The sequence below is a fragment of the Polynucleobacter sp. HIN7 genome, from assembly GCF_030297595.1.
Classification (GTDB): domain Bacteria; phylum Pseudomonadota; class Gammaproteobacteria; order Burkholderiales; family Burkholderiaceae; genus Polynucleobacter.
In genome coordinates this window covers 944571-965783 of record NZ_AP028138.1, presented here as the reverse complement: position 1 = coordinate 965783, position 21213 = coordinate 944571, and the positions used below count along the sequence as shown (strand labels likewise).

The following is a 21213-nucleotide window of genomic DNA, read 5'->3' as shown; positions in this document are numbered from 1 at the left end:
CCACGCTAACTCTAAGTACTTAGGATCATTCATAAATTGCGGTTCTCTTTGCCCTTTACCCGTTGGTTACCCGAATATCAGAAGCCGGGAGTAGTGCGCGCAGATCTTCTTGCTGGATTAACGGGTGCCATCGTGGTGTTGCCTCAAGGGATTGCATTTGCTCTATTAGCAGGCATGCCCCCGCACTATGGGTTGTATGCTGCGATGGTCCCATGCATCATTGCCGCACTCTTTGGATCAAGCCGCTTAATGGTGACCGGACCGGCCAATGCAATTTCGCTAACCACCATGGCATTGATTGCGCCGCTCGCGATTCCAGAGAGCGAGCATTACGTAGTGCTGGTACTCACGCTTAGTTTTCTAATTGGTGTAATTCAGATTGCATTGGGTTTGGGTGGGGCAGGAAAGTGGGTTGAGAAAGTACCGCATTCGGTGATCGTGGGATTTACCGCTGGCGCTGCTGTACTCATTATCAATAGTCAGGTCGGAACCTTATTGGGTATTGAGATCGCGCGTGGCACGAGTGTCGTTGACACTATCGTGCAAACCATCATTGCGATTCATCAAGGCCAGTGGCGACCACAGGTATTGGCTCTAGTACTGATTACTTTGGTGACCATGCGTTTGTGGAAACCGCTCAATCGTTGGATCCCCGCGATGCTGATTGCGGTGATTACGGGTAGTGTTGCCCTGCTGGTTCTGGAACAGTACTTCACCGAATTTTCTGGGATCCGCAAGGTGAGCGCGATTCCTGGGGCATTGCCACCACTCTCGTATCCAGCCCTCACGTTAGAGCATCTGCAACTCCTATTTGGGCCCGTCTTAGTAATGACTCTGTTGGCATCGACCGAGGCAATGGCAATTGCACGTGCTCTAGCCCTGAAACGCAATGACTCGTTTGATGCAAACCAAGAGTTCATTGGTCAGGGACTTGCGAATGTGGGCGGATCCTTCTTCTCTGCCTATCCTTCGAGCGGCTCCTTTAATCGCTCTGGCGTAAACCTAGCAGCTAATGCGCAAACGCCGCTGGCCGCGATTTGTGCCGCGGTCTTCTTATTAGTGATCTTGATCTTTGTTTCGCCTTTGGCAGAGCATCTACCGTATGCCGTAATTGCTGCCTTACTCTTGGCGGTGGCTTGGAACCTGATTGATCTTAGGCAGATTCGCCATGAATTTCGCTCGGGGGCACAAGAATGGATTCCGATGGTCATTACTGGCGTTGGTACCGTAACCATCTCTTTGGAATGGGCCGTTCTGGCTGGTATTTGCAGCGCCGCGATTGCCAAGCGGATTAGCGCGTCTGCAAAATAATTGAAGGTGACTAGAATAGGGTACTAAGCACTATTAAACGAGCCATCATTTATGTTAATTGTTTTATCGCCCGCCAAATCTCTCGATTACGAATCACCGCTGAAAGTTAAAAAACACACCCTGCCTGATTTTGTGGGGGAGTCCGCCAAGCTGATAGCGGATCTCAAAAAACTTTCTCCCCAGCAAGTTGGAAAACTAATGGGAATCTCAGACCCATTAGCAGCACTGAATGTGGGACGTTATCGCGATTGGTCCAAAACATTCACGACCGAGAACAGTCGGCCAGCGCTCCTCGCTTTTAATGGGGATGTGTACGAGGGCTTTGACGCAAAATCCTTGGATGCGAAGGCGCTAGACTTTGCACAAGAGCATGTGCGGATTTTGTCTGGTCTGTATGGAGTCTTGCGGCCCTTGGACTTAATGCAACCCTATCGCCTGGAAATGGGTACTGCTTTGAAAAATGCCCGTGGTAAAGATTTGTATGCCTTTTGGGGTGATCGCATTACTAAAGCTCTTGAGAAAACACTGTCTCAACAGAAAAAACTATTCTTACTGAACTTAGCATCGGAAGAATATTTCAAAGTATTGCAAGCCGATGCTTTGGGGTGTCCAGTGATCTCACCGGTTTTTCAGGATGAGAAGGATGGCAAGTACAAAATCATCTCTTTTTACGCCAAGCGAGCACGAGGACTCATGGCGCGCTTTGTGGTGGAGAATCGCATTACCGATCCTGCAGAGCTCAAGCACTTTAAATCCGAAGGCTATCGCTACAGTGCTGCCGAATCGAAGCCGGATAAACCCGTATTTCGTCGTGCGGAACAAGCGAAGTAAATTCTGAAGTAAATTCATTTAGCAGGAGTGATCATTCATTATGGCGGTTCATCGTTCCAAAACATCTCAACGGACCTCGCCCGAGACCGAGCGCTTAGTAGCCGATTCCATCTCGTTGGCGGCATCGGGTAGTCAGGTTGAAGATCGGTTTTGGGAAGAGCGGTTACGAACCCGTCTTCTTAAGCTTTTGAAGAATCATCATCAATCAGTGATTGACGCGGCGCTTGATCAAACCTTTCGGATCAATACGGTTGCCTTTGAGGTGTTAGCCGATACCGCCGAGACCTTGGCCGAGTCCATGAGTTTTGAGCATGAGGGTACGCATTGGGATGCATTATTGATTGCCATGCCCATTGTGGCTCATACTCGTTATCAAATTCCTTCAGGACCCTTGCCCGTTTCCTTAATTGAAGCATCGGCGGGCGCATTACAACGAGCCGTAGCTGCCGAGGGCACGCAATTTGCCATCGTGCCCTGGCTCTATAGCATTGATCAGATGCCCCATTCGCATACCCAAACTCGTACCTTACTTGAAACCCTAGCGAATGCCGCCGTATCCGGTGGCGAAATGAAACTCGAGCTGCGTGATATGTCAGAGACCATTGCTGTTCTGGCCGATCCGCGCTTCATTCTGGCGGTCATTATTGCGCCACATCAGCAACCGATCTTTCGGTGGCAAATGGATGGTCCACAACGCCAAGAGCGCGGCGTGGCTTTAGCAGAATGGCAAAGCGCCATGTACGATCCCTTATGTCAGCTCTTGCCCGGTTGTGAGTTTGAACTCCTCTTGCCGGAGGCGTATTTCACGAACTGCCGCTTGGCGGATAAGCATGTGCGACCCTTGAGTATTCGTGCGGCAGTCAATTTCCTTGAATCTACCCTGGGCGTGCTACCTGCTGGCTTGTCATGTGTGGTTGGAGCCTTTGGTGAAGAGCAAGCCGATGAGTACCGCATCTCGTTTAGTCTCAAGGGTTCTTCAGAGATTATCTATGGCGTGATTTGGCCCCTATACGATCGTGAGAGTGTGGCAAGTGATGCACTCAATGATGTCTCGGACGAGGAAAGTCCGATAAAACGGATCTGCGATGCTTTGCATGACGCTGGTGTGGAAGACGTATTTCGACACGCCGTCTTATTTACACCCGAGTTATGTGATGATTGTGGGGTGCCGCTATTTCCCGATCGGCAGGGTGAGGTGGTTCACGCCGAGATGCCCGAAGATAGTCCTTCGCAGCAACCCTTATTTCATTGATAGGTATTGAATCAATTACTTCTCGAAGGCGAGAAGGTGGGCCTCTCGACCCTCTTTCATCGCCACGGTCTTGCACTCGTCTGCCAACCGAATGCCCGATTTGATATTAAACAGCATCGCTTTAGGACCAATCACCACTAAATCAAGACCACTGTCGTAGTTCTTAAATCGCATGCTACCTGGCAAGGACTGCTCTTTCTGCATAGCATAGGACTTAGAGCGCCATTGAACTTCCAGCTTCTCAACTGGACCGCTTGTAATGAAGCGTTCATTGTTACTGCAGGTCCAGACATGCGGCACAGTCAATGCACTTTCTTGCGCACGAACTTCATGCGCAACACCAAGCGCCATACTCACGAGCAGTGCTGCAAGTAATGAGCTTGGTAATTTACGCATGCTATCTCCAAGAGTGAACTTCTTCAATAAATCAATCTTAACCCAAAAGATGCTTGACGCCCGCTTGTTCTTCAAGCAACTCATTTAAGGTTACGGTCATGCGCTCGCGGGAGAACGCATCAATTTCTAAGCCCTTAACGAGGGTGTATTCACCGTTGGCGCAAATTACGGGGAAGCCATAAATGATCTCAGCAGGGATCTCGTAATCACCGGCGGAGGGAATGCCCATGGTGACCCATTTACCGTTGGTACCCAAGACCCAATCGCGCACATGATCAATCGCCGCATTCGCTGCAGAGGCGGCTGACGATAAGCCACGCGCTTCAATGATGGCAGCACCGCGCTTACCCACCGTTGGAATAAAGACATCTTTGTTCCAAGCAGGATCATTAATTAGATCTTTAACCGACTGACCATTGACCGTTGCAAAGCGATAGTCGGGGTACATGGTTGGGCTGTGATTGCCCCACACAATGAGCTTCTCAATATCAGCTACTGCCTTGTTGGTCTTGCTTGCCAATTGGGAGAGGGCGCGGTTGTGATCAAGGCGCAACATGGCAGTGAAGTTCTTAGCCGGTAGGCTAGGTGCAGACTTCATCGCAATGTAGGCATTGGTATTGGCGGGGTTACCAACCACCAATACCTTGACGGTACGCTTGGCAACTTGATCGAGAGCTTTGCCTTGAGCCGTAAAAATTTGTGCATTGGCGGAGAGTAAATCTTTACGCTCCATACCGGGACCGCGTGGACGAGCGCCAACGAGAAGGGCTACATCAATGTCTTTGAAGGCGGTCATTGGATCGCTATGCGCACTCATTCCGGCTAATAGAGGGAATGCGCAGTCTTCCAGTTCCATCATGACCCCTTTGAGGGCCTTTTGTGCCTTCTCATCCGGGATTTCGAGTAACTGCAAAATGACGGGCTGATCTTTACCCAACATATCGCCATTGGCAATACGAAACAGTAGGGAATAACCAATTTGACCTGCTGCACCAGTGACAGCGACACGCATAGGGGCTTTTGCCATTACAAACTCCGGATAAAGGGTTAATGATGAACTTGCTTACAAACCACTAGTTTACATTTACACTAGAGCCAAGTCTTTTATAAGATAAAAGAATTAAGATTAGTCACGATGCGATCCGTAGAACAATCCGCCAGTTTTAGTCCTCTGTATCAACAGATCAAAGGTCTCTTATTGCAGAGCTTGCAAGCTGGTGAATGGCAACCCGGGCATCCGATCCCCAGTGAAATGGACCTGGCCGAGCGCTATAAGGTCAGTCAAGGAACTGTGCGCAAAGCTATCGACGCGCTTGCAGCTGAGAATGTGGTGGTGCGACATCAAGGGAAGGGCACCTTTGTGGCTAGCCATCGCGAAGATGCCGTGCAATTTCGGTTCTTGCGTCTCGTTCCAGATGATGGCAAAGAGCTGATTCTGAAGAGTAGTTTTCTGAGCTGCGCGTCACGCCAGGCCGACGCACATATCGCTTCGCTTTTGGAGCTCAGGCCAAGCGACTCAGTGATCGAAGTCAAACGAATTCAGCGCTTTGGTGGGCAACCAACGGTATTTGAGACCATTTACCTTTTGCCAAAGCGTTTTGAGGGAATCAGCCTTGAGCGCTTGAGTACTTGGCATGGACCCTTATACGGCTTTTATGAGAGCGAATTCAATACTCATATGGTCTGGGCCGAGGAGCAAATCAAGGCTGTGAATGCGAGTGCCGAGTTAGCCAAACATCTCAATCTTGACCCTGGTGCTGCGCTTTTATCGGTTGAGCGCCGCAGCTTCACATACGGCAATAAGCCGGTTGAGGTCCGTATGGCGTATTACGAGACCACGAAGTTGCACTATGTGAACGAATTAAGCTAACCCATTATGGATAAACACCTAAAGATAAATTAATAAAACTAATTAAAATCAATAATTTAGACCGGTTAATGTAAAAAAGTGTCCACTAAGTCTGACGTTTCTAATAGAATATGTTGCAATACAACAATTTAACAATTTGGCCCTTCATTACTCAGGATTACAACCAGCTATGAGTGACTCACACCAGGACTCAAATCCAGCCCAGCAGCGGCCAGTATTCCGGAACATCGGGATTGCGCAACTTGCCCAATATCGACTTCCTTGGCCCGGTAAAGTTTCTATCCTCCACCGTATTTCTGGCGCCGCCTTATTTCTGTTTCTTCCCTTTATTCTCTTTTTGTTTGATAAAAGCCTAGCGTCTGAGGTCAGCTTTGCTTACTTCTCGAACTTGCTGGGTAACCCGCTCGTCAAATTAATTTGCCTGGGCTTAATTTGGGGCTACTTGCACCATTTCTGCGCCGGAATTCGTTATTTATTTCTTGATCTCGAGATCGGTGTGGACAAGGCTGCTGCAAATCGTTCAGCAGTATCGGTGATGGTGATTAGTCTCACGTTGACAGTGATTTTGGGTCTGCGTTTATTTGGTCTCTTCTAGGTCACGCGCTATGTCAAAAAATAATATTGGTCCTAAGCGTCTGGTGGTTGGCGCCCATTATGGGCTTAAAGAATGGATTATTCAGCGCGTCACCGCGATCGTGATGGTCGCATTCACCATTGTTCTATTGATTGTTTATCTTCTGAATGGCAATCCCAGCTATGACGGTTGGGCAGGATTGTTTGCCAACCCTTTGATGAAGGTGCTGACCCTTCTCGCATTGTTAAGCCTTTTCTATCACGCCTGGATTGGTGTGCGTGATATTTGGATGGATTACGTCAAGCCCGTTGGCATTCGCTTGGGTTTACAAGTTATTACCGTTTTATGGCTCGTCGGCTGTGCTGCGTATGCCATTCAGATCCTATGGAAAGTCTAAGAAATGACAGCCATTAAAAAATCACTTCCCCGCAGGCGTTTTGATGCTGTGATCGTGGGGGCCGGCGGCTCTGGGATGCGTGCAGCCTTGCAGCTCTCAGAAGCAGGACTTAGCGTTGCAGTCTTATCAAAAGTATTCCCAACCCGCTCACATACCGTTGCTGCGCAGGGTGGCATTGGCGCATCGCTTGGCAATATGAGCGAGGATAACTGGCACTATCACTTCTACGATACGGTGAAGGGTTCTGATTGGTTGGGTGACCAAGACGCGATTGAGTTCATGTGCCGCGAGGCACCCAAGGTAGTCTATGAGCTTGAGCATTTCGGTATGCCGTTTGATCGCAATGCCGATGGCACGATTTACCAACGCCCCTTTGGTGGCCACACCGCAAACTATGGCGAGAAGCCTGTGCAACGCGCTTGTGCAGCAGCTGACCGCACCGGACATGCCATGTTGCATACCTTGTATCAACGCAACGTCAGAGCAAAGACCCATTTCTTTGTTGAGTGGCTTGCGCTTGATTTAATTCGGGACGCAGAGGGTGATGTAGTTGGTGTTACCGCACTAGAAATGGAAACGGGCGAGGTTTATATCCTCGAAGCCAAGATTACCTTGATGGCTACAGGTGGAGCAGGCCGCATTTGGGCCGCCTCAACCAACGCATACATCAATACCGGTGACGGTATGGGCATGGCGGCGCGTGCCGGCTTGCCTCTAGAGGATATGGAGTTCTGGCAGTTCCATCCAACCGGTGTGGCAGGCGCAGGTGTTTTGCTGACCGAGGGCTGTCGTGGTGAAGGCGGGATTCTGCGTAACAAAAATGGTGAGCGTTTTATGGAACGCTATGCACCCACACTGAAAGATTTGGCCCCACGTGATTTTGTATCACGTTCGATGGATCAAGAGATCAAAGAAGGCCGCGGTTGTGGTCCAGATGGTGATTACGTGGTGTTGGATCTCACGCACATTGGTGCAGAGACCATCATGAAGCGCTTACCATCGGTCTACGAAATTGGTATGAACTTTGCGAACGTGGATGTGACTAAAGAACCCATTCCTGTGGTTCCAACGATTCATTATCAGATGGGCGGTATTCCCACGAATATTCATGGTCAAGTGGTGGTTCCCAAGAATGGCAATCCCAACACGATTGTGAACGGTCTCTACGCAATTGGCGAGTGCTCGTGTGTATCAGTGCACGGTGCAAATCGTCTAGGAACCAACTCGCTCTTAGATCTACTGGTCTTTGGTCGCGCCGCAGGTAATCACGTCGTGCAGGCCAATCTGAAAGCGCGTGAGCACAAACCATTGCCTGCAGACGCAGGTGAGTTCACGCTTGAGCGCATTGCTAAGCTTGATAACAGCAGTTCGGGTGAATATGCGCAAGATCTTGCGAACGATATTCGTAAGACCATGCAAACCTACGCCGGCGTATTCCGTAATCAAGAGTTGCTTGATGAGGGTGTGCGCAAGATGGCAGAGCTCACTGAGCGTGCCAAACACTTGTGGGTGAAAGATAAATCAAAGATCTTCAATACTGCACGGATTGAGGCGCTAGAAATTGATAACTTAATTCAGACGGCAAACTCCACGATGATCTCGGCAGCTGCTCGCAAAGAGAGTCGTGGTGCGCATGCCCATGATGACCATCCGAAGCGGGATGATGCCAACTGGATGAAACATACCCTGTGGTACGAAGGTAATCAATTGGATTACAAGCCGGTGCAACTTAAACCCCTGACGGTGGAATCAGTTCCACCCAAAGAGCGTACGTTCTAATACTTGGATAAAGACTATGAGTGATACCCGTATCTTTGAAATTTATCGCTACGATCCAGACGTTGATAAAGCTCCTCGGATGCAACGCTATGAGTTAGAGCTCAAGGGTGAGCGCATGCTCTTAGATGCCCTGATCTCGCTGAAGAAACAAGATGAAAGTATTTCCTATCGTCGTTCCTGTCGTGAGGGCGTGTGTGGCTCCGATGCGATGAACATCAATGGTAAGAATGGCCTTGCATGTCTGACCAATATGCGCTCCTTACCGCAGAAGATTACTTTGCGTCCATTACCAGGACTACCGGTGGTTCGCGATCTGATCGTCGACATGACTTTGTTCTTTAAGCAATACCTCTCGATCAAGCCTTACTTGATTAACGACATGCCGCCACCCGAGAAAGAGCGTTTGCAAAGTCCAGCAGAGCGTGAGGAGCTCGATGGTTTGTATGAGTGTATTCTGTGTGCGTCGTGCTCAACCTCATGCCCATCGTTTTGGTGGAATCCCGATAAGTTTGTTGGTCCGGCAGGCCTGCTTCAAGCCTATCGATTTATTGCCGATAGCCGTGATCAAGCAACCGCTGAGCGCTTAGATAATTTGGAAGATCCGTATCGCTTGTTCCGTTGCCATACCATCATGAACTGCGTTGATGTTTGTCCAAAGCATCTCAACCCAACTAAAGCGATTGGCAAGATTAAAGAATTGATGGTGCGTCGGGCAGTATGAGCCTTGACGCTAAGAAGATTTATCAGCTTCGCAGTGCAGCGCGACGCGGATTGTTGGAAAACGATTTAATTCTGGAGCGTTTCTTTCATCGATACGCTCATGAACTAAATGATGAGCAGGGCAGGGCGTTATCCACGCTCTTGGAATTGGATGACAATGATTTGCTGGATTTGTTGTTGGCTCGCAAAGAGTTAAATCCAGCGATGGATTCTGAGCCTGCTCGAGCGGTATTGGGTATGTTGCGTCAACGATAATAAATTGCATTGACTGATTGGGAATAAACCATGATTGAATCGAACATCAAAGCCAAACTTTCTTTCTCAGACGGTACGCCCGATATCGAGCTGCCAATCTATAAGGGTACCCAAGGTCCCGATGTGATTGATATTCGTAAGCTCTACGGTCAAACTGGAAAGTTCACTTACGACCCTGGTTTTTTATCGACCGCCTCATGTAGTTCAAAGATCACCTTCATTGATGGGGATAAAGGCGAATTACTCTATCGCGGTTATCCCATTGAAGATCTAGCCAAGAATTGTGACTTCCTAGAAGTTTGCCAACTCTTAATTAATGGTGAGTTACCGAATCAGAAGCAAAATCGTGAGTTTCAGGACATGGTGATGCATCACACCATGGTGCACGAGCAAATGCAGTTCTTCTTGCGGGGATTCCGGCGCGATGCGCATCCGATGGCCGTATTAACCGGCTTGGTTGGTGCCATGGCGGCCTTCTACCATGATGAGATTGATTATGGTGACGCCAAGGCGCGGGAGATTGCTCAAATTCGCTTGATTGCCAAGATGCCGACCCTAGTGGCTATGTCGTACAAGTATTCGATTGGCCAGCCGTTCATGTACCCAGATAACAGCCTGTCGTACACGGCAAATTTCATGCGCATGATGTTTGCAACGCCATGCGAGCCTTATAAAGTCAATCCGGTCTTAGTTCGTGCGCTCGATCGCATCTTCATCTTGCACGCCGATCATGAGCAAAATGCATCGACCTCTACCGTTCGCTTGGCTGGATCCTCAGGGACTAATCCGTTTGCTGCCATCTCTGCCGGTATTGCATGCCTTTGGGGCCCAGCCCACGGCGGTGCTAATGAAGCTTGCCTTGAAATGTTGAATGATATTCAAGCAAGTGGTGGTGTCGAGAAAATTGGTGAGTTTATTGCCCAAGTGAAAGATAAAAACTCCAATGTTCGCTTGATGGGCTTTGGCCATCGCGTCTACAAGAACTTTGATCCGCGCGCTAAGCTCATGCGTGAGACCTGTCATGAGGTTCTCAAAGAGCTTGGATTGGAGAACGATCCGCTCTTTAAGCTCGCGATGACCCTTGAGAAGATTGCGCTTGAGGACGATTACTTTGTGGGTCGCAAGCTTTATCCCAACGTGGATTTCTACTCCGGCATCGTTCAACGAGCACTCGGCATCCCAACCGAGATGTTCACCTGCATCTTCGCGCTTGCCCGAACCGTGGGTTGGATTGCCCAGTGGGAAGAAATGATTACCGATCCTGAATACAAGATTGGTCGTCCACGTCAGTTGTTCATCGGCGCAACCCCACGAGCCGTACCTCCCATTTCTGGGCGAAAATAAGCGTTATATTGCTTCTTTTGCTTTAAAGGGAATTATGCGTACGCTTTATGACAAGTTGTGGGATGAACACGTCGTTCATTCGGAGGAAGATGGTACAGCAACCATCTATATCGATCGACAGTTACTTCATGAGGTGACGAGCCCGCAAGCTTTTGAGGGCCTAAGTCTCGCTGTACGCCCAGTCTGGCGTGTGTCAGCCAACCTCGCGGTCTCGGATCACAATGTCCCAACTACGGATCGTTCCGAAGGGATTGCCGATCCGGTATCGAAGTTGCAAGTGGATACCTTAGATCAAAATTGCGATCGCTTTGGTATTACCCAATACAAGATGAATGACCAACGGCAAGGCATCGTACACGTGATTGGCCCTGAGCAGGGCGCTACCTTGCCTGGGATGACCGTAGTGTGCGGGGATTCGCATACGAGCACGCATGGTGCATTTGGAGCATTGGCCTTTGGGATTGGTACCTCCGAGGTTGAGCATGTGCTTGCAACCCAAACCTTGCTCATGAAAAAGAGCAAAAACATGTTGGTGCGGGTTGAGGGTCGCCTGCAACCAGGAAGCACTGCAAAAGACATTATCTTGGCTGTGATTGGCAAGATTGGTACCGCCGGTGGTACCGGTTACACCATTGAGTTTGCAGGTGAAGCCATTCGTCAGCTATCGATGGAAGGGCGCATGACCATTTGCAATATGGCTATTGAAGCCGGTGCGCGTGCTGGCCTAGTGGCGGTCGATGAAACTACCATTGAGTACATTCAAGGTCGACCCTACGCTCCCAAGGGCGAGACTTTGCGCCAAGCCTTGCAATATTGGCGCACCTTGCATTCAGATCCTGGCGCCCATTTTGATCGCGTGGTTGAGTTGCGGGCTGAAGAGATCGCCCCCCAAGTTAGTTGGGGCACCTCCCCAGAAATGGTTCTGCCGATTGGTAGTCGCGTGCCCGACCCGGAGCGCGAGCGTGACCCTGTCAAGCGTCAAGCGATGGAGCGTGCCCTGCAATACATGGGGCTTGAACCCAATTTGCCGCTTGATACGATCTATGTCGATAAAGTATTCATTGGCTCATGCACTAATAGCCGTATTGAGGACTTGCGGGCTGCCGCAAAAGTAGTTGAGCGTTTAGGTAAGAAGGTAGCGGTCAATGTCAAGCAAGCCTTGGTCGTTCCCGGCTCTGGCTTGGTGAAAGCACAAGCAGAGCGCGAAGGTCTTGATCGCGTCTTTAAGGCCGCGGGCTTTGAGTGGCGCGAGCCTGGTTGCTCGATGTGTCTGGCAATGAATGCTGATCGTCTGGAACCTGAGGAGCGCTGTGCCTCAACCTCCAACCGTAATTTTGAGGGGCGTCAGGGGGCGGGTGGCCGAACCCATTTGGTGAGTCCTGCCATGGCAGCCGCAGCAGCAATTGAGGGGCATTTTGTGGATGTGCGCAAGATTGCCTGATCTTTTCTAGAATACGAATATGAACTCTTTGATGCGCTCTGGATTAATGTTTCTATCAGTGATCACGCTAGTGGCCTGCTCCAACACTTGGACAGGCGTTGGTAAGGATTTGCAGGAGATGGGCAAGAAAATGGATCCTCAGGCGAAGCCCGCTGAGACCGCACCTAATCCAGCAAGTACTCCAAGCACAAGTACCAATAACAAAGACGTTACAGTCACACCGGTCAAATAATCATGGATGCATTTACGGTTTACCAGGGGCTAGTTGCCCCATTGGATCGCGAGAACGTCGATACCGACGCGATTATTCCTAAGCAGTTTCTGAAGTCAATTAAGAAGACCGGTTTTGGTCAGAACCTCTTTGATGAGTGGCGCTATTTGGATCAGGGTGAGCCTGGTCAAGACTGTTCGAAGCGCCCCCTAAATCCTGACTTTGTCCTAAATCAACCGCGCTACCAAGGGGCTGGTATTTTGCTGGCTCGTAAGAACTTTGGTTGCGGAAGCTCCCGTGAGCATGCGCCATGGGCCTTAGCGCAATACGGATTCCGGGCCATTATTGCCCCAAGTTTTGCCGATATCTTCTTTAATAACTGCTTTAAGAATGGCCTCTTACCCGTCGTTTTATCGGAGCAAGAGGTCGATCATCTATTTAATGAGACCAAGGCGTTCTCAGGCTATCAGCTCACCATTGACCTTGAGAGCCAAGAAGTGATTGCCCCAGATGGGCGTCGCTATCGCTTTGAGGTCACCCCATTTCGGAAGTATTGTTTGCTCAACGGTCTAGACGATATTGGTCTGACCTTACGGCATGCCGATAAAATAAAAGCTTTTGAGGCAGAACGCATATTGCGCATGCCATGGCTTGCGACCCAGCTCCCGTAGACTGACGCATTCCTGGCGCTCAATGGGCTAGCGCCATTACATAAAGGTTCATCATGAAAATTGCTGTTCTCCCGGGCGATGGCATTGGTCCGGAAATTGTTGCGCAAGCCGTAAAAGTTCTAGAAGCGCTCAAGTTGCCTCTCGAGATGGAAACTGCTCCAGTTGGCGGGGCCGCCTATGACGTGGCGGGTCATCCCTTACCCCCAGCCACTCTCGATTTAGCCAAAGCAGCCGATGCCATCTTATTTGGAGCGGTGGGCGACTGGAAATACGATACTCTAGCGCGCGAGTTAAGACCCGAGCAAGCGATCTTGGGTTTGCGTAAGCATTTGAGCCTCTTTGCAAACTTCCGTCCAGCGATTTGCTACAAGGAGTTAACTGCCGCCTCGAGCCTAAAACCTGAAATTGTGGGTGGCCTCGATATCTTGATCGTGCGCGAACTCAACGGCGATATCTATTTTGGTTCCCCCAAGGGTATTCGTAATGCTCCTGATGGCCTCTTTACTGGGGCGCGCGAAGGTTTTGACACCATGCGCTATAGCGAACCCGAGATTGAGCGTATTGCACATGTAGCATTTGCAGCGGCACGCAAGCGCAATCGCAAAGTGTGTAGTGTGGATAAATCGAATGTGTTGGAGACCTCGCAATTATGGCGCGAGGTCATGACCCGCATTGCGAAGGAATACAGCGATGTAGAGTTAAGTCACATGTATGTGGATAACGCTGCCATGCAATTAGTGCGAGCCCCCAAATCCTTCGACGTGATCGTGACCGGTAACTTGTTTGGAGACATTCTCTCTGATGAGGCTGCCATGCTCACGGGTTCGATTGGGATGTTGCCCTCGGCATCGCTTGATAAGAACAATAAAGGTTTGTATGAGCCCAGCCATGGTTCAGCCCCTGACATTGCTGGAAAGAATATTGCCAATCCCTTGGCGACCATTTTGTCAGCAGCAATGATGTTGCGCTTTTCTCTTAACTTAGCAAATGAAGCAGAGCGGATTGAGAAGGCTGTACAAACCGTTCTGGCTCAAGGTTATCGTACGGCTGATATAGATACCGCTGGAATGAAACGTGTATCTACCTCAGAGATGGGTGATGCCGTGGTTGCAGCTCTTAGTTAATAAATTCTTTAAAAGAACTTGAATATGGCATATACCCCTTTAATTAATCCTGTAGTTGGTTTGGTCGGCTGGCGCGGCATGGTTGGCAGTGTGCTGATGCAACGCATGCAAGACGAGAACGACTTTACTCATATCGAACCTGTCTTCTTTAGCACTAGTAATGCCGGTGGCGAGGTGCCATTGATCAATGGTCAACGCGTTACTAAAAGTGAGACTCGTTTGCAAGATGCCAATGATGTAAAGGCCTTAGCTCGCTGCGATGTGATTTTGACCTGTCAGGGCGGTGATTACACCAAAGCGATCTACCCCCAACTACGCGCAGCGGGTTGGCAGGGGCATTGGATTGATGCAGCGAGTGCACTGCGGATGGAAAACGACGCAGTGATTGTGTTGGATCCCATTAATCGGCCTGTGATTAATAAGGCGCTGGACTCGGGCGGTAAGAACTGGATCGGTGGTAATTGTACGGTTAGCTTGATGATGCTGGCGATGGGCGGACTTCTCAAAAGCGGTCATGTGGAATGGATCAGTGCCATGACCTATCAAGCAGCATCTGGTGCTGGAGCTGCCAATATGCGCGAGCTTCTCGAACAAATGGGCACTTTGCATCATAGCGTTGCCAGCGAACTCGCTAATCCAGCCTCATGGATCTTGGATATTGATCGCAAGGTAGCGCAGACCATTCGTTCGGCAGAGTTTCCCAAAACCAACTTTCGGAACACTGCATTAGCTGGGAGCTTGATTCCTTGGATTGATGTGCCGGTTGAACACGGTCAGACCAAAGAAGAATGGAAAGCAGGAGCCGAGTGCAACAAGATTATGGGCAATCCGCCATTTCGGTCACCAGGCAGCATTCCCATTGATGGCATTTGTGTGCGTGTTGGCGCGATGCGTTGCCACTCACAGGGCTTAACCGTCAAGTTAAAGAAAGATATTCCGCTCGCTGAGATCGAGAAGATGTTGGCGGCCGATAATCAGTGGGTGAAAGTGGTTCCTAATGAGCGGGAGATCACCGAGCGTGAGCTATCACCAGCAGCAGTAAGTGGCACCATGACGATTCCAATTGGGCGCTTGCATAAATTAGCCATGGGTCCCGAGTATCTCGGTGCATTCACGGTCGGCGATCAGTTGCTATGGGGTGCCGCTGAACCTCTGCGTCGCATGCTACGCATTCTGCTTAATACCTAAGACAAGATCTATGATGCCTTGGCGTTGCGTTCTGCAAACCCTTTTTAACTGGCTCGTACTGGCCATCGTGATCTTTTTCATGTGGCCGACCGCGCAGGCGGTGACCTTGGGATCGCCCATTGTTTTGTCCAAACCTAAGGAGCCATTGCGTGCGGAGATTCCAGTGCGAACCGGTATTGAGGATCGACCCTATCTCGAGTCGCTAGCGATTGATCCGGTTACCAAGGCTGACTATGAGCGCTTGGGGATCTCTACACGCGTTTTGGATTACAAGCCATCCATTACCCTCAAGCGTAATCAGCCCGAGCAATTTCTGATCGTGGTGCAAACCGAGAACCCCATTGAAACCGGGAAGGATCCATTTGTTGACATCATTTTGGGGCTCAAATGGACGAACGGTGGTATTGCCAAGACCTATAGCTTGATGGTCGGCGACGTTAGCCAGGTCACGGTGCGACCGGGCCAAAGTTTGAGTGAGATCGCTTCGCAGATCAGACCGCAATTGGGTAGCGCCGATATGGACGAAGCCTTGCTTGCTTTATACAAAGCCAATCCCGATGCATTTATTGGGGGTAGTATTCACCGCCTAAAAGCTGGCGCACAACTCAATAGGCCCGATGCCAGCTTGTTGGGTTCCATTACTCCCGCACAAGCAAAAGAGTTTGCACAAGAGGCAAACCGCGCATGGCTGGAACAGGAGGGTGGATCGGGTCAGAGCGCTGCCTCAAGTCGTGTAGCGAATCAGGCCTTGAACCCGACACCGGGTGTTGGCGAGGATCGCTTGCGCATTGGCCCAGGCGCAGGTAGCGAGGCGGATACACGGCGTTATGTGGAGGAGATGGTTGCCCAAGAAAAGGCCTTGGCACAAAGCAAGGCACGCGTGGCAGAGCTTGAGAAAAATATTGCTGACCTCCAAAAGCTCTTAGAGGCTCGCAAAGAGGGCGAGAGCCCGAGTGATTCTGCTACACCGAAGTCAGGCATGGATCAATGGGGACCAGCCGTAGTAGGGGTTGGGTTCATTGGTATCACAGCTTTGCTGCTTTGGTCTCTAGCCCGCTACACCCGCCGTGCTGAATCGCATTCTCATGAATCATCCGTTGATGCCAAAGAGACCAAGCTAGCTCCGAGCCCCACAGCGATTCCGCCCAAAGCGGCCGCTATTTTGTCGAGTCTTGACCTCAATTTAGACTCACCTAAGCAGCATGAGGCTGATGCCTTGCGGGTAAAGCTCAATTTGGTAAAGGCTTACATCACGATTGAAGACTTTGTCGCAGCGCGCAAAGCCTTGGAAGAGATTTTGCTGGTGAGTAGTCAGGTTGATCCGCAGATTACCATCGCCGCTCGTGGCATGATGGCACAGATTAATCAACGCAACGATCGTTAAATGATGCGGATTGCTCTAGGCGTGCAATATGACGGCCGCGCCTACTGCGGATGGCAAGTTCAGCCCAATCAACCGACCGTTCAAGCCACCCTTGAATCAGCGATTTGTCAGTTCGTTGGGGACGGACAAGCAGTGCGAGTCACCGCGGCAGGGCGAACCGATACGGGGGTGCATGCCCTTGGGCAAGTGGTGCACTTTGATGCGAAGGTAGAGCGTGAGGATTGGTCATGGGTGAGAGGCATCAATACCTTCTTGCCGCACGATGTGGTGGTGAACTGGGCAAAGCCTGTCGCCGATGATTTCGATGCACGTTTTAGTGCAAAAGAGCGCACCTATATTTATGCCTTACTGGCTGGACCAACACGCTCGCCCGTTTTGCATCAGCGCTACGGCTACCAGATGCTGCCAGCCGGTCAATGGTTTGATATTAAGCAAATGCAAACTGCTTCACAGCACTTAGTGGGTGAACATGATTTCTCATCATTTCGGGCGTCGGAGTGTCAGAGTAAAACCCCTGTGAAGCATCTCTATGAATGTGCTATCTTGGATCAACAACCCTTTGTGTATTTCAAGATTAGGGCCAATGCCTTTTTACATCACATGGTGCGCAATATTGTTGGGAGTCTTTTGCATGTTGGCCAAGGGCGGCAACCCAGTCACTGGATGAAAACCATCCTTGATGGCAAAAATCGGGACTTAGCAGCGCCAACCTTTGCTCCGGATGGGCTGTACTTGGTAAGGGTGGCCTATCCAGACGAATTTGCCATCCCAGCACCGCATCTGCAAAATGCCGGTTTTCCAAAAGAGCTTATGCTCCAATCTTAACGATGGGCTTACTCACTTTCACCCCTAACCGAACCCGGATCAAGATCTGTGGCTTGCGCACACCCGCCGATATTGAGGCGGCGGTGGCGGCTCAGGTCGATGCGGTGGGTTTTGTCTTTTATCCCCAAAGCCCTAGAGCGATTAGCCCAGAAGATGCTGGCACCCTCATTACCCAATTACCTGCCTCCATGGATGCTGTAGGGTTGGTGGTTAATCCCACCCCCAATCAGATGGAGGAGATTCGGGCGAATGCTGCCATTACTCTATGGCAATTTCATGGGGACGAGACCCCTGAGCAGTGTCGGCGGCTTTCAGGGGGTCTACCCTGGATCAAAGCCGCCCGAATTGGCCAGTCCTTCAATTTCCCAGAATTTTCCCTACAATATGGGGATGCCGCCGGCTTTTTGCTAGATGCACTCGTCGATGGCTACGGCGGTAGTGGTACCGCCTTCAATTGGAACCTAATACCGGACACATGGGCAAACGTAAACGCGCATCGGGTCGTTTTGAGTGGTGGATTGAACTCGCACAACGTTGGCGAGGCGATCGCTCGTCTGCGCCCCTGCGCGGTTGATATCTCGAGCGGAGTCGAGGTTCGTAAAGGGGTAAAAGACCCGGTATTAATCAGGCAGTTTGCGGATGCAGTACGAAGCGCCGATCAAACAGATCCAAGCAGTTATTCCTAACGCTCAGGCGTTAAACCAAGTCGAGGTACCTATGTACGACAAACCAGATGAACGTGGTCACTTTGGCCCCTATGGTGGCATCTTTGTCTCTGAGACATTGATGTATGCCTTAAACGAGCTCAAAGAAGCCTATGCAAAATACCAACATGACCCAGCATTTATTGAGGAGTTTCATTACGAACTCAAACACTTTGTGGGTCGTCCGTCCCCGGTCTACCACGCTAAACGCTTAAGTGAGCAATTGGGTGGGGCGCAGATTTATCTCAAGCGCGAAGATCTGAACCATACCGGAGCTCATAAGATTAACAATGTGATTGGCCAAGCGATGTTGGCTAAGCGCATGGGTAAGCCTCGCATCATTGCCGAAACTGGTGCGGGTCAACACGGCGTGGCAACCGCTACCATTTGTGCTCGCTTTGGTCTGGACTGCACGGTTTATCAAGGCTCTGTCGATGTTGCGCGCCAAGCCCAAAATGTATATCGCATGAAGTTGCTCGGCGCCAAAGTGGTGCCAGTCGAGTCAGGTAGTAAAACGCTCAAAGATGCGCTCAATGAAGCCATGCGCGATTGGGTTACCAATGTGGAAAACACCTTCTACATCATTGGTACAGTCGCTGGCCCCCATCCTTATCCCATGATGGTGCGGGATTTTCAGAGTGTGATTGGAGAAGAGTGCAAAGTCCAAATGCCAGAGATGATTGGTCGCCAGCCCGACTATGTATTAGCGTGCGTGGGTGGTGGATCAAATGCCATGGGCATCTTCTATCCGTATATTGATGTGCCTAACGTACGTTTGGTCGGCGTTGAGGCTGCAGGTCGCGGCATGAGTACCGGTGATCACTCCGCGGCACTATGCGCCGGCAAACCGGGCGTACTCCATGGCAATCGTACTTATCTCTTGCAAGATGAGAACGGTCAGATCGCCGAGACCCATTCAGTGTCAGCGGGTATGGACTACCCCGGTGTTGGACCAGAGCATGCGTGGTTAAAAGATTCGGGTCGGGCAGAGTATGTGGCGATTTCGGATGAGGATGCGTTAAAGGCCTTCCATGACTGCTGCCGCATTGAGGGCATTATTCCTGCACTTGAGTCTTCTCATGCAGTGGCGTATGCCTGCAAATTGGCACCGACCTTAAGTAAAGATAAAGTGATCTTGATTAATCTCTCGGGTCGGGGCGATAAAGATATGCATACCGTTGCTCAAGCAACCGGTTCGGAAGGCTAATTCATGTCAAAGATTGCTGGCGTATTTGCAGAACTCAAGGCCAAAAATAAAAAAGGGCTGATCCCCTTTGTTACAGCGGGCGACCCGCATCCTGATTTAACCGTGGACGTCATGCATGCCTTGGTGAAGGGCGGGGCTGATGTCATTGAGTTGGGCGTTCCTTTCTCAGACCCAATGGCTGATGGCCCTGTGATTCAGCGTTCGTCCGAGCGCGCCCTTGCACAAGGCGTAACACTCAAGCAATGCTTAGCCAATGTGCAGCAGTTTCGACAAAAGAATCAAAACACTCCCGTGGTGTTGATGGGTTACGCCAATCCAGTTGAGCAGATGGGTCACGCGGTATTTGCAAAAGCTGCTAAAGCAGCTGGCGTTGATGGTGTATTGATTGTGGATTATCCACCTGAAGAATGCGAAGAGTTTGCTAAACAAATGCGCAGTGAGAGTATTGATCCAATCTTCTTGTTGGCGCCCACCTCAAGTCAAGAACGTATTCATCATGCCGCACAAATTGCAGCGGGTTACATCTATTACGTATCGCTGCGTGGCGTCACCGGTGCAAGTAACTTAAATACGCAAGATGTAGCGAGTGTATTGCCCCTGATTCGGCAAGCGACCTCGATTCCGGTTGCCGTTGGGTTTGGGATTCGGGATGCGGCGAGTGCCAAAGCGGTTTCTAAAACAGCTGATGCAGTCGTGATTGGTAGTCGGATTGTTCAATTACTTGAAGAGGCAAAAAAGGGTGAAGAGTTGGTGGTGCTTGAGCGCTTTATCCACGAAATCCGCCAGGCTTTAGACCACGATTGAAGGTCGTTACAATACCGCTATGAGCTGGATTGACAAAATACTTCCGCCCCAGATCCAACAAAGCGATCCGGCCAGTCGGAAGACCGTCCCCGAGGGTTTATGGGTCAAATGTGGCGGGTGCGATGCGGTTCTTTACAGCAGCGATATTGAAGCCAATCTTTCGGTTTGCCCAAAGTGCTCCCACCATATGCGCATCAATGCGCGCAAACGCCTTGATCATTTATTAGATCCTAAGCCTCGCGTTGAAATTGGTGAATCAGTGTATCCGGTTGATGCTCTCAAGTTCAAAGATAGTAAAAAATACCCCGATCGTTTAAAGCAAGCCAGTGATGCATCGGGTGAATCAGAAGCCCTAGTAGTAATTGCTGGCAAGATTGAATCCATTCCTGCAGTGGTGGCGTGTTTTGAGTTTGAGTACATGGGTGGCTCGATGGGCTCGGTAGTGGGTGAGCGCTTTGTGCGGGGTGTTCAAGAGGCCATCCAGAAAAAATGCGCCTTCATTTGTATAACAGCAACTGGCGGCGCACGCATGCAGGAGAGCTTGTTATCACTCCTGCAAATGGCCAAAACAAACTCGATGCTAACTAAGCTCTCGCAAGCGGGCTTGCCCTACATTAGCGTTCTAACCGATCCTACGATGGGGGGTATCTCAGCCAGTTTTGCATTCATGGGCGATGTGGTGATAGCTGAACCAAAGGCCTTGATTGGCTTTGCCGGTCCGCGCGTGATTGAGCAAACCGTGCGTGAGAAATTACCCGAAGGATTTCAGCGCTCCGAGTTTCTGATGCAAAAGGGCGGTATCGACATGATTGTTGACCGTCGTCAGATGCGTGCCGAGCTCGCAAAATTACTCGCCTTATTGCAAAGGATCCCGGCTGAGAAGCTACCGAAGCAATTGCTGCAAACTAATAGTTCGAGCTAAGTC

At 50.3% G+C, this 21213-nt stretch carries 23 protein-coding genes; 21 read left to right on the top strand and 2 right to left on the bottom strand.

Annotation, left to right across the window (positions count from 1 at the left end):
• The first annotated feature begins 48 nt into the window (after window positions 1-48).
• Genes QUE64_RS05125 through QUE64_RS05115 form a run of 3 tightly spaced genes read left to right on the top strand, consistent with a single transcriptional unit; the run spans window position 49 to window position 3394 of the window.
• Window positions 49-1311 (top strand): SulP family inorganic anion transporter, encoded by a 1263-nt coding sequence (locus QUE64_RS05125; protein WP_286224832.1) that lies wholly within the window; start codon window positions 49-51, stop codon window positions 1309-1311.
• A gap of 51 nt (window positions 1312-1362) precedes the next feature.
• The gene (gene yaaA / locus QUE64_RS05120) at window positions 1363-2142 is read left to right on the top strand and encodes a peroxide stress protein YaaA (RefSeq protein WP_286224831.1); all 780 of its coding nucleotides are present in this window, start codon (window positions 1363-1365) and stop codon (window positions 2140-2142) included.
• A 40-nt stretch (window positions 2143-2182) separates the two neighbouring features.
• Window positions 2183-3394: a DUF2863 family protein gene (locus QUE64_RS05115; RefSeq protein ID WP_286224830.1), complete on the top strand. Its 1212-nt coding sequence runs from the start codon at window positions 2183-2185 to the stop codon at window positions 3392-3394.
• Between the two features lie 15 nt (window positions 3395-3409).
• Here QUE64_RS05115 and QUE64_RS05110 read toward each other — a convergent pair whose 3' ends face one another.
• On the bottom strand, window positions 3410-3790 hold the full coding sequence (locus QUE64_RS05110; protein WP_286223009.1) for a hypothetical protein: 381 nt from the start codon (window positions 3788-3790) through the stop codon (window positions 3410-3412).
• 37 nt (window positions 3791-3827) lie between these two features.
• Complete coding sequence (locus QUE64_RS05105; RefSeq protein WP_286224829.1) at window positions 3828-4817, bottom strand: malate dehydrogenase; 990 nt, start codon at window positions 4815-4817, stop codon at window positions 3828-3830.
• Window positions 4818-4925: 108 nt separating this feature from the next.
• Here QUE64_RS05105 and QUE64_RS05100 point away from each other — a divergent pair, with 108 nt between their 5' ends.
• The 18 genes from QUE64_RS05100 (at window position 4926) to accD (ending at window position 21210) form a co-directional block, all read left to right on the top strand.
• Window positions 4926-5660, top strand: a complete 735-nt coding sequence (locus QUE64_RS05100) for a GntR family transcriptional regulator (protein WP_286224828.1) — start codon at window positions 4926-4928, stop codon at window positions 5658-5660.
• Between the two features lie 169 nt (window positions 5661-5829).
• Window positions 5830-6255, top strand: a complete 426-nt coding sequence (sdhC, locus tag QUE64_RS05095) for a succinate dehydrogenase, cytochrome b556 subunit (RefSeq protein ID WP_286224827.1) — start codon at window positions 5830-5832, stop codon at window positions 6253-6255.
• Window positions 6256-6265: 10 nt separating this feature from the next.
• Window positions 6266-6631: a succinate dehydrogenase, hydrophobic membrane anchor protein gene (sdhD, locus tag QUE64_RS05090; protein WP_286223005.1), complete on the top strand. Its 366-nt coding sequence runs from the start codon at window positions 6266-6268 to the stop codon at window positions 6629-6631.
• A 3-nt stretch (window positions 6632-6634) separates the two neighbouring features.
• Window positions 6635-8410, top strand: coding sequence for a succinate dehydrogenase flavoprotein subunit (gene sdhA, locus QUE64_RS05085; protein WP_286224826.1), 1776 nt, complete (start codon window positions 6635-6637; stop codon window positions 8408-8410).
• A gap of 16 nt (window positions 8411-8426) precedes the next feature.
• On the top strand, window positions 8427-9131 hold the full coding sequence (locus tag QUE64_RS05080) for a succinate dehydrogenase iron-sulfur subunit (RefSeq protein WP_286224825.1): 705 nt from the start codon (window positions 8427-8429) through the stop codon (window positions 9129-9131).
• Window positions 9128-9385, top strand: coding sequence for a succinate dehydrogenase assembly factor 2 (locus QUE64_RS05075; RefSeq protein WP_286223002.1), 258 nt, complete (start codon window positions 9128-9130; stop codon window positions 9383-9385). Before QUE64_RS05080 ends, QUE64_RS05075 begins: the two co-directional genes overlap by 4 nt.
• A gap of 30 nt (window positions 9386-9415) precedes the next feature.
• On the top strand, window positions 9416-10729 hold the full coding sequence (gene gltA, locus QUE64_RS05070) for a citrate synthase (protein WP_286223001.1): 1314 nt from the start codon (window positions 9416-9418) through the stop codon (window positions 10727-10729).
• A gap of 31 nt (window positions 10730-10760) precedes the next feature.
• Window positions 10761-12170 (top strand): 3-isopropylmalate dehydratase large subunit, encoded by a 1410-nt coding sequence (leuC, locus tag QUE64_RS05065; protein WP_286226174.1) that lies wholly within the window; start codon window positions 10761-10763, stop codon window positions 12168-12170.
• Between the two features lie 19 nt (window positions 12171-12189).
• Complete coding sequence (locus QUE64_RS05060; protein WP_286223000.1) at window positions 12190-12402, top strand: hypothetical protein; 213 nt, start codon at window positions 12190-12192, stop codon at window positions 12400-12402.
• Window positions 12403-12404: 2 nt separating this feature from the next.
• Window positions 12405-13052, top strand: a complete 648-nt coding sequence (gene leuD / locus QUE64_RS05055; protein WP_286222999.1) for a 3-isopropylmalate dehydratase small subunit — start codon at window positions 12405-12407, stop codon at window positions 13050-13052.
• A gap of 53 nt (window positions 13053-13105) precedes the next feature.
• Window positions 13106-14176, top strand: coding sequence for a 3-isopropylmalate dehydrogenase (leuB, locus tag QUE64_RS05050; protein ID WP_286224824.1), 1071 nt, complete (start codon window positions 13106-13108; stop codon window positions 14174-14176).
• Window positions 14177-14200: 24 nt separating this feature from the next.
• The gene (gene asd, locus QUE64_RS05045) at window positions 14201-15364 is read left to right on the top strand and encodes an aspartate-semialdehyde dehydrogenase (protein WP_286222997.1); all 1164 of its coding nucleotides are present in this window, start codon (window positions 14201-14203) and stop codon (window positions 15362-15364) included.
• A 10-nt stretch (window positions 15365-15374) separates the two neighbouring features.
• Window positions 15375-16748, top strand: coding sequence for a FimV/HubP family polar landmark protein (locus QUE64_RS05040; RefSeq protein ID WP_286224823.1), 1374 nt, complete (start codon window positions 15375-15377; stop codon window positions 16746-16748).
• The gene (gene truA / locus QUE64_RS05035; protein WP_286224822.1) at window positions 16749-17573 is read left to right on the top strand and encodes a tRNA pseudouridine(38-40) synthase TruA; all 825 of its coding nucleotides are present in this window, start codon (window positions 16749-16751) and stop codon (window positions 17571-17573) included. It abuts the gene before it with no gap.
• 2 nt (window positions 17574-17575) lie between these two features.
• The gene (locus tag QUE64_RS05030) at window positions 17576-18259 is read left to right on the top strand and encodes a phosphoribosylanthranilate isomerase (RefSeq protein WP_286224821.1); all 684 of its coding nucleotides are present in this window, start codon (window positions 17576-17578) and stop codon (window positions 18257-18259) included.
• Between the two features lie 31 nt (window positions 18260-18290).
• Entirely contained in the window at window positions 18291-19484 is a 1194-nt protein-coding gene (gene trpB, locus QUE64_RS05025) for a tryptophan synthase subunit beta (RefSeq protein WP_286222993.1), read from the top strand.
• A 3-nt stretch (window positions 19485-19487) separates the two neighbouring features.
• Window positions 19488-20288, top strand: a complete 801-nt coding sequence (trpA, locus tag QUE64_RS05020; RefSeq protein ID WP_286224820.1) for a tryptophan synthase subunit alpha — start codon at window positions 19488-19490, stop codon at window positions 20286-20288.
• Window positions 20289-20307: 19 nt separating this feature from the next.
• A complete protein-coding gene (gene accD, locus QUE64_RS05015) occupies window positions 20308-21210 on the top strand; it encodes an acetyl-CoA carboxylase, carboxyltransferase subunit beta (protein ID WP_286224819.1) in 903 nt (300 codons plus the stop codon).
• Window positions 21211-21213: the final 3 nt, after the last annotated feature.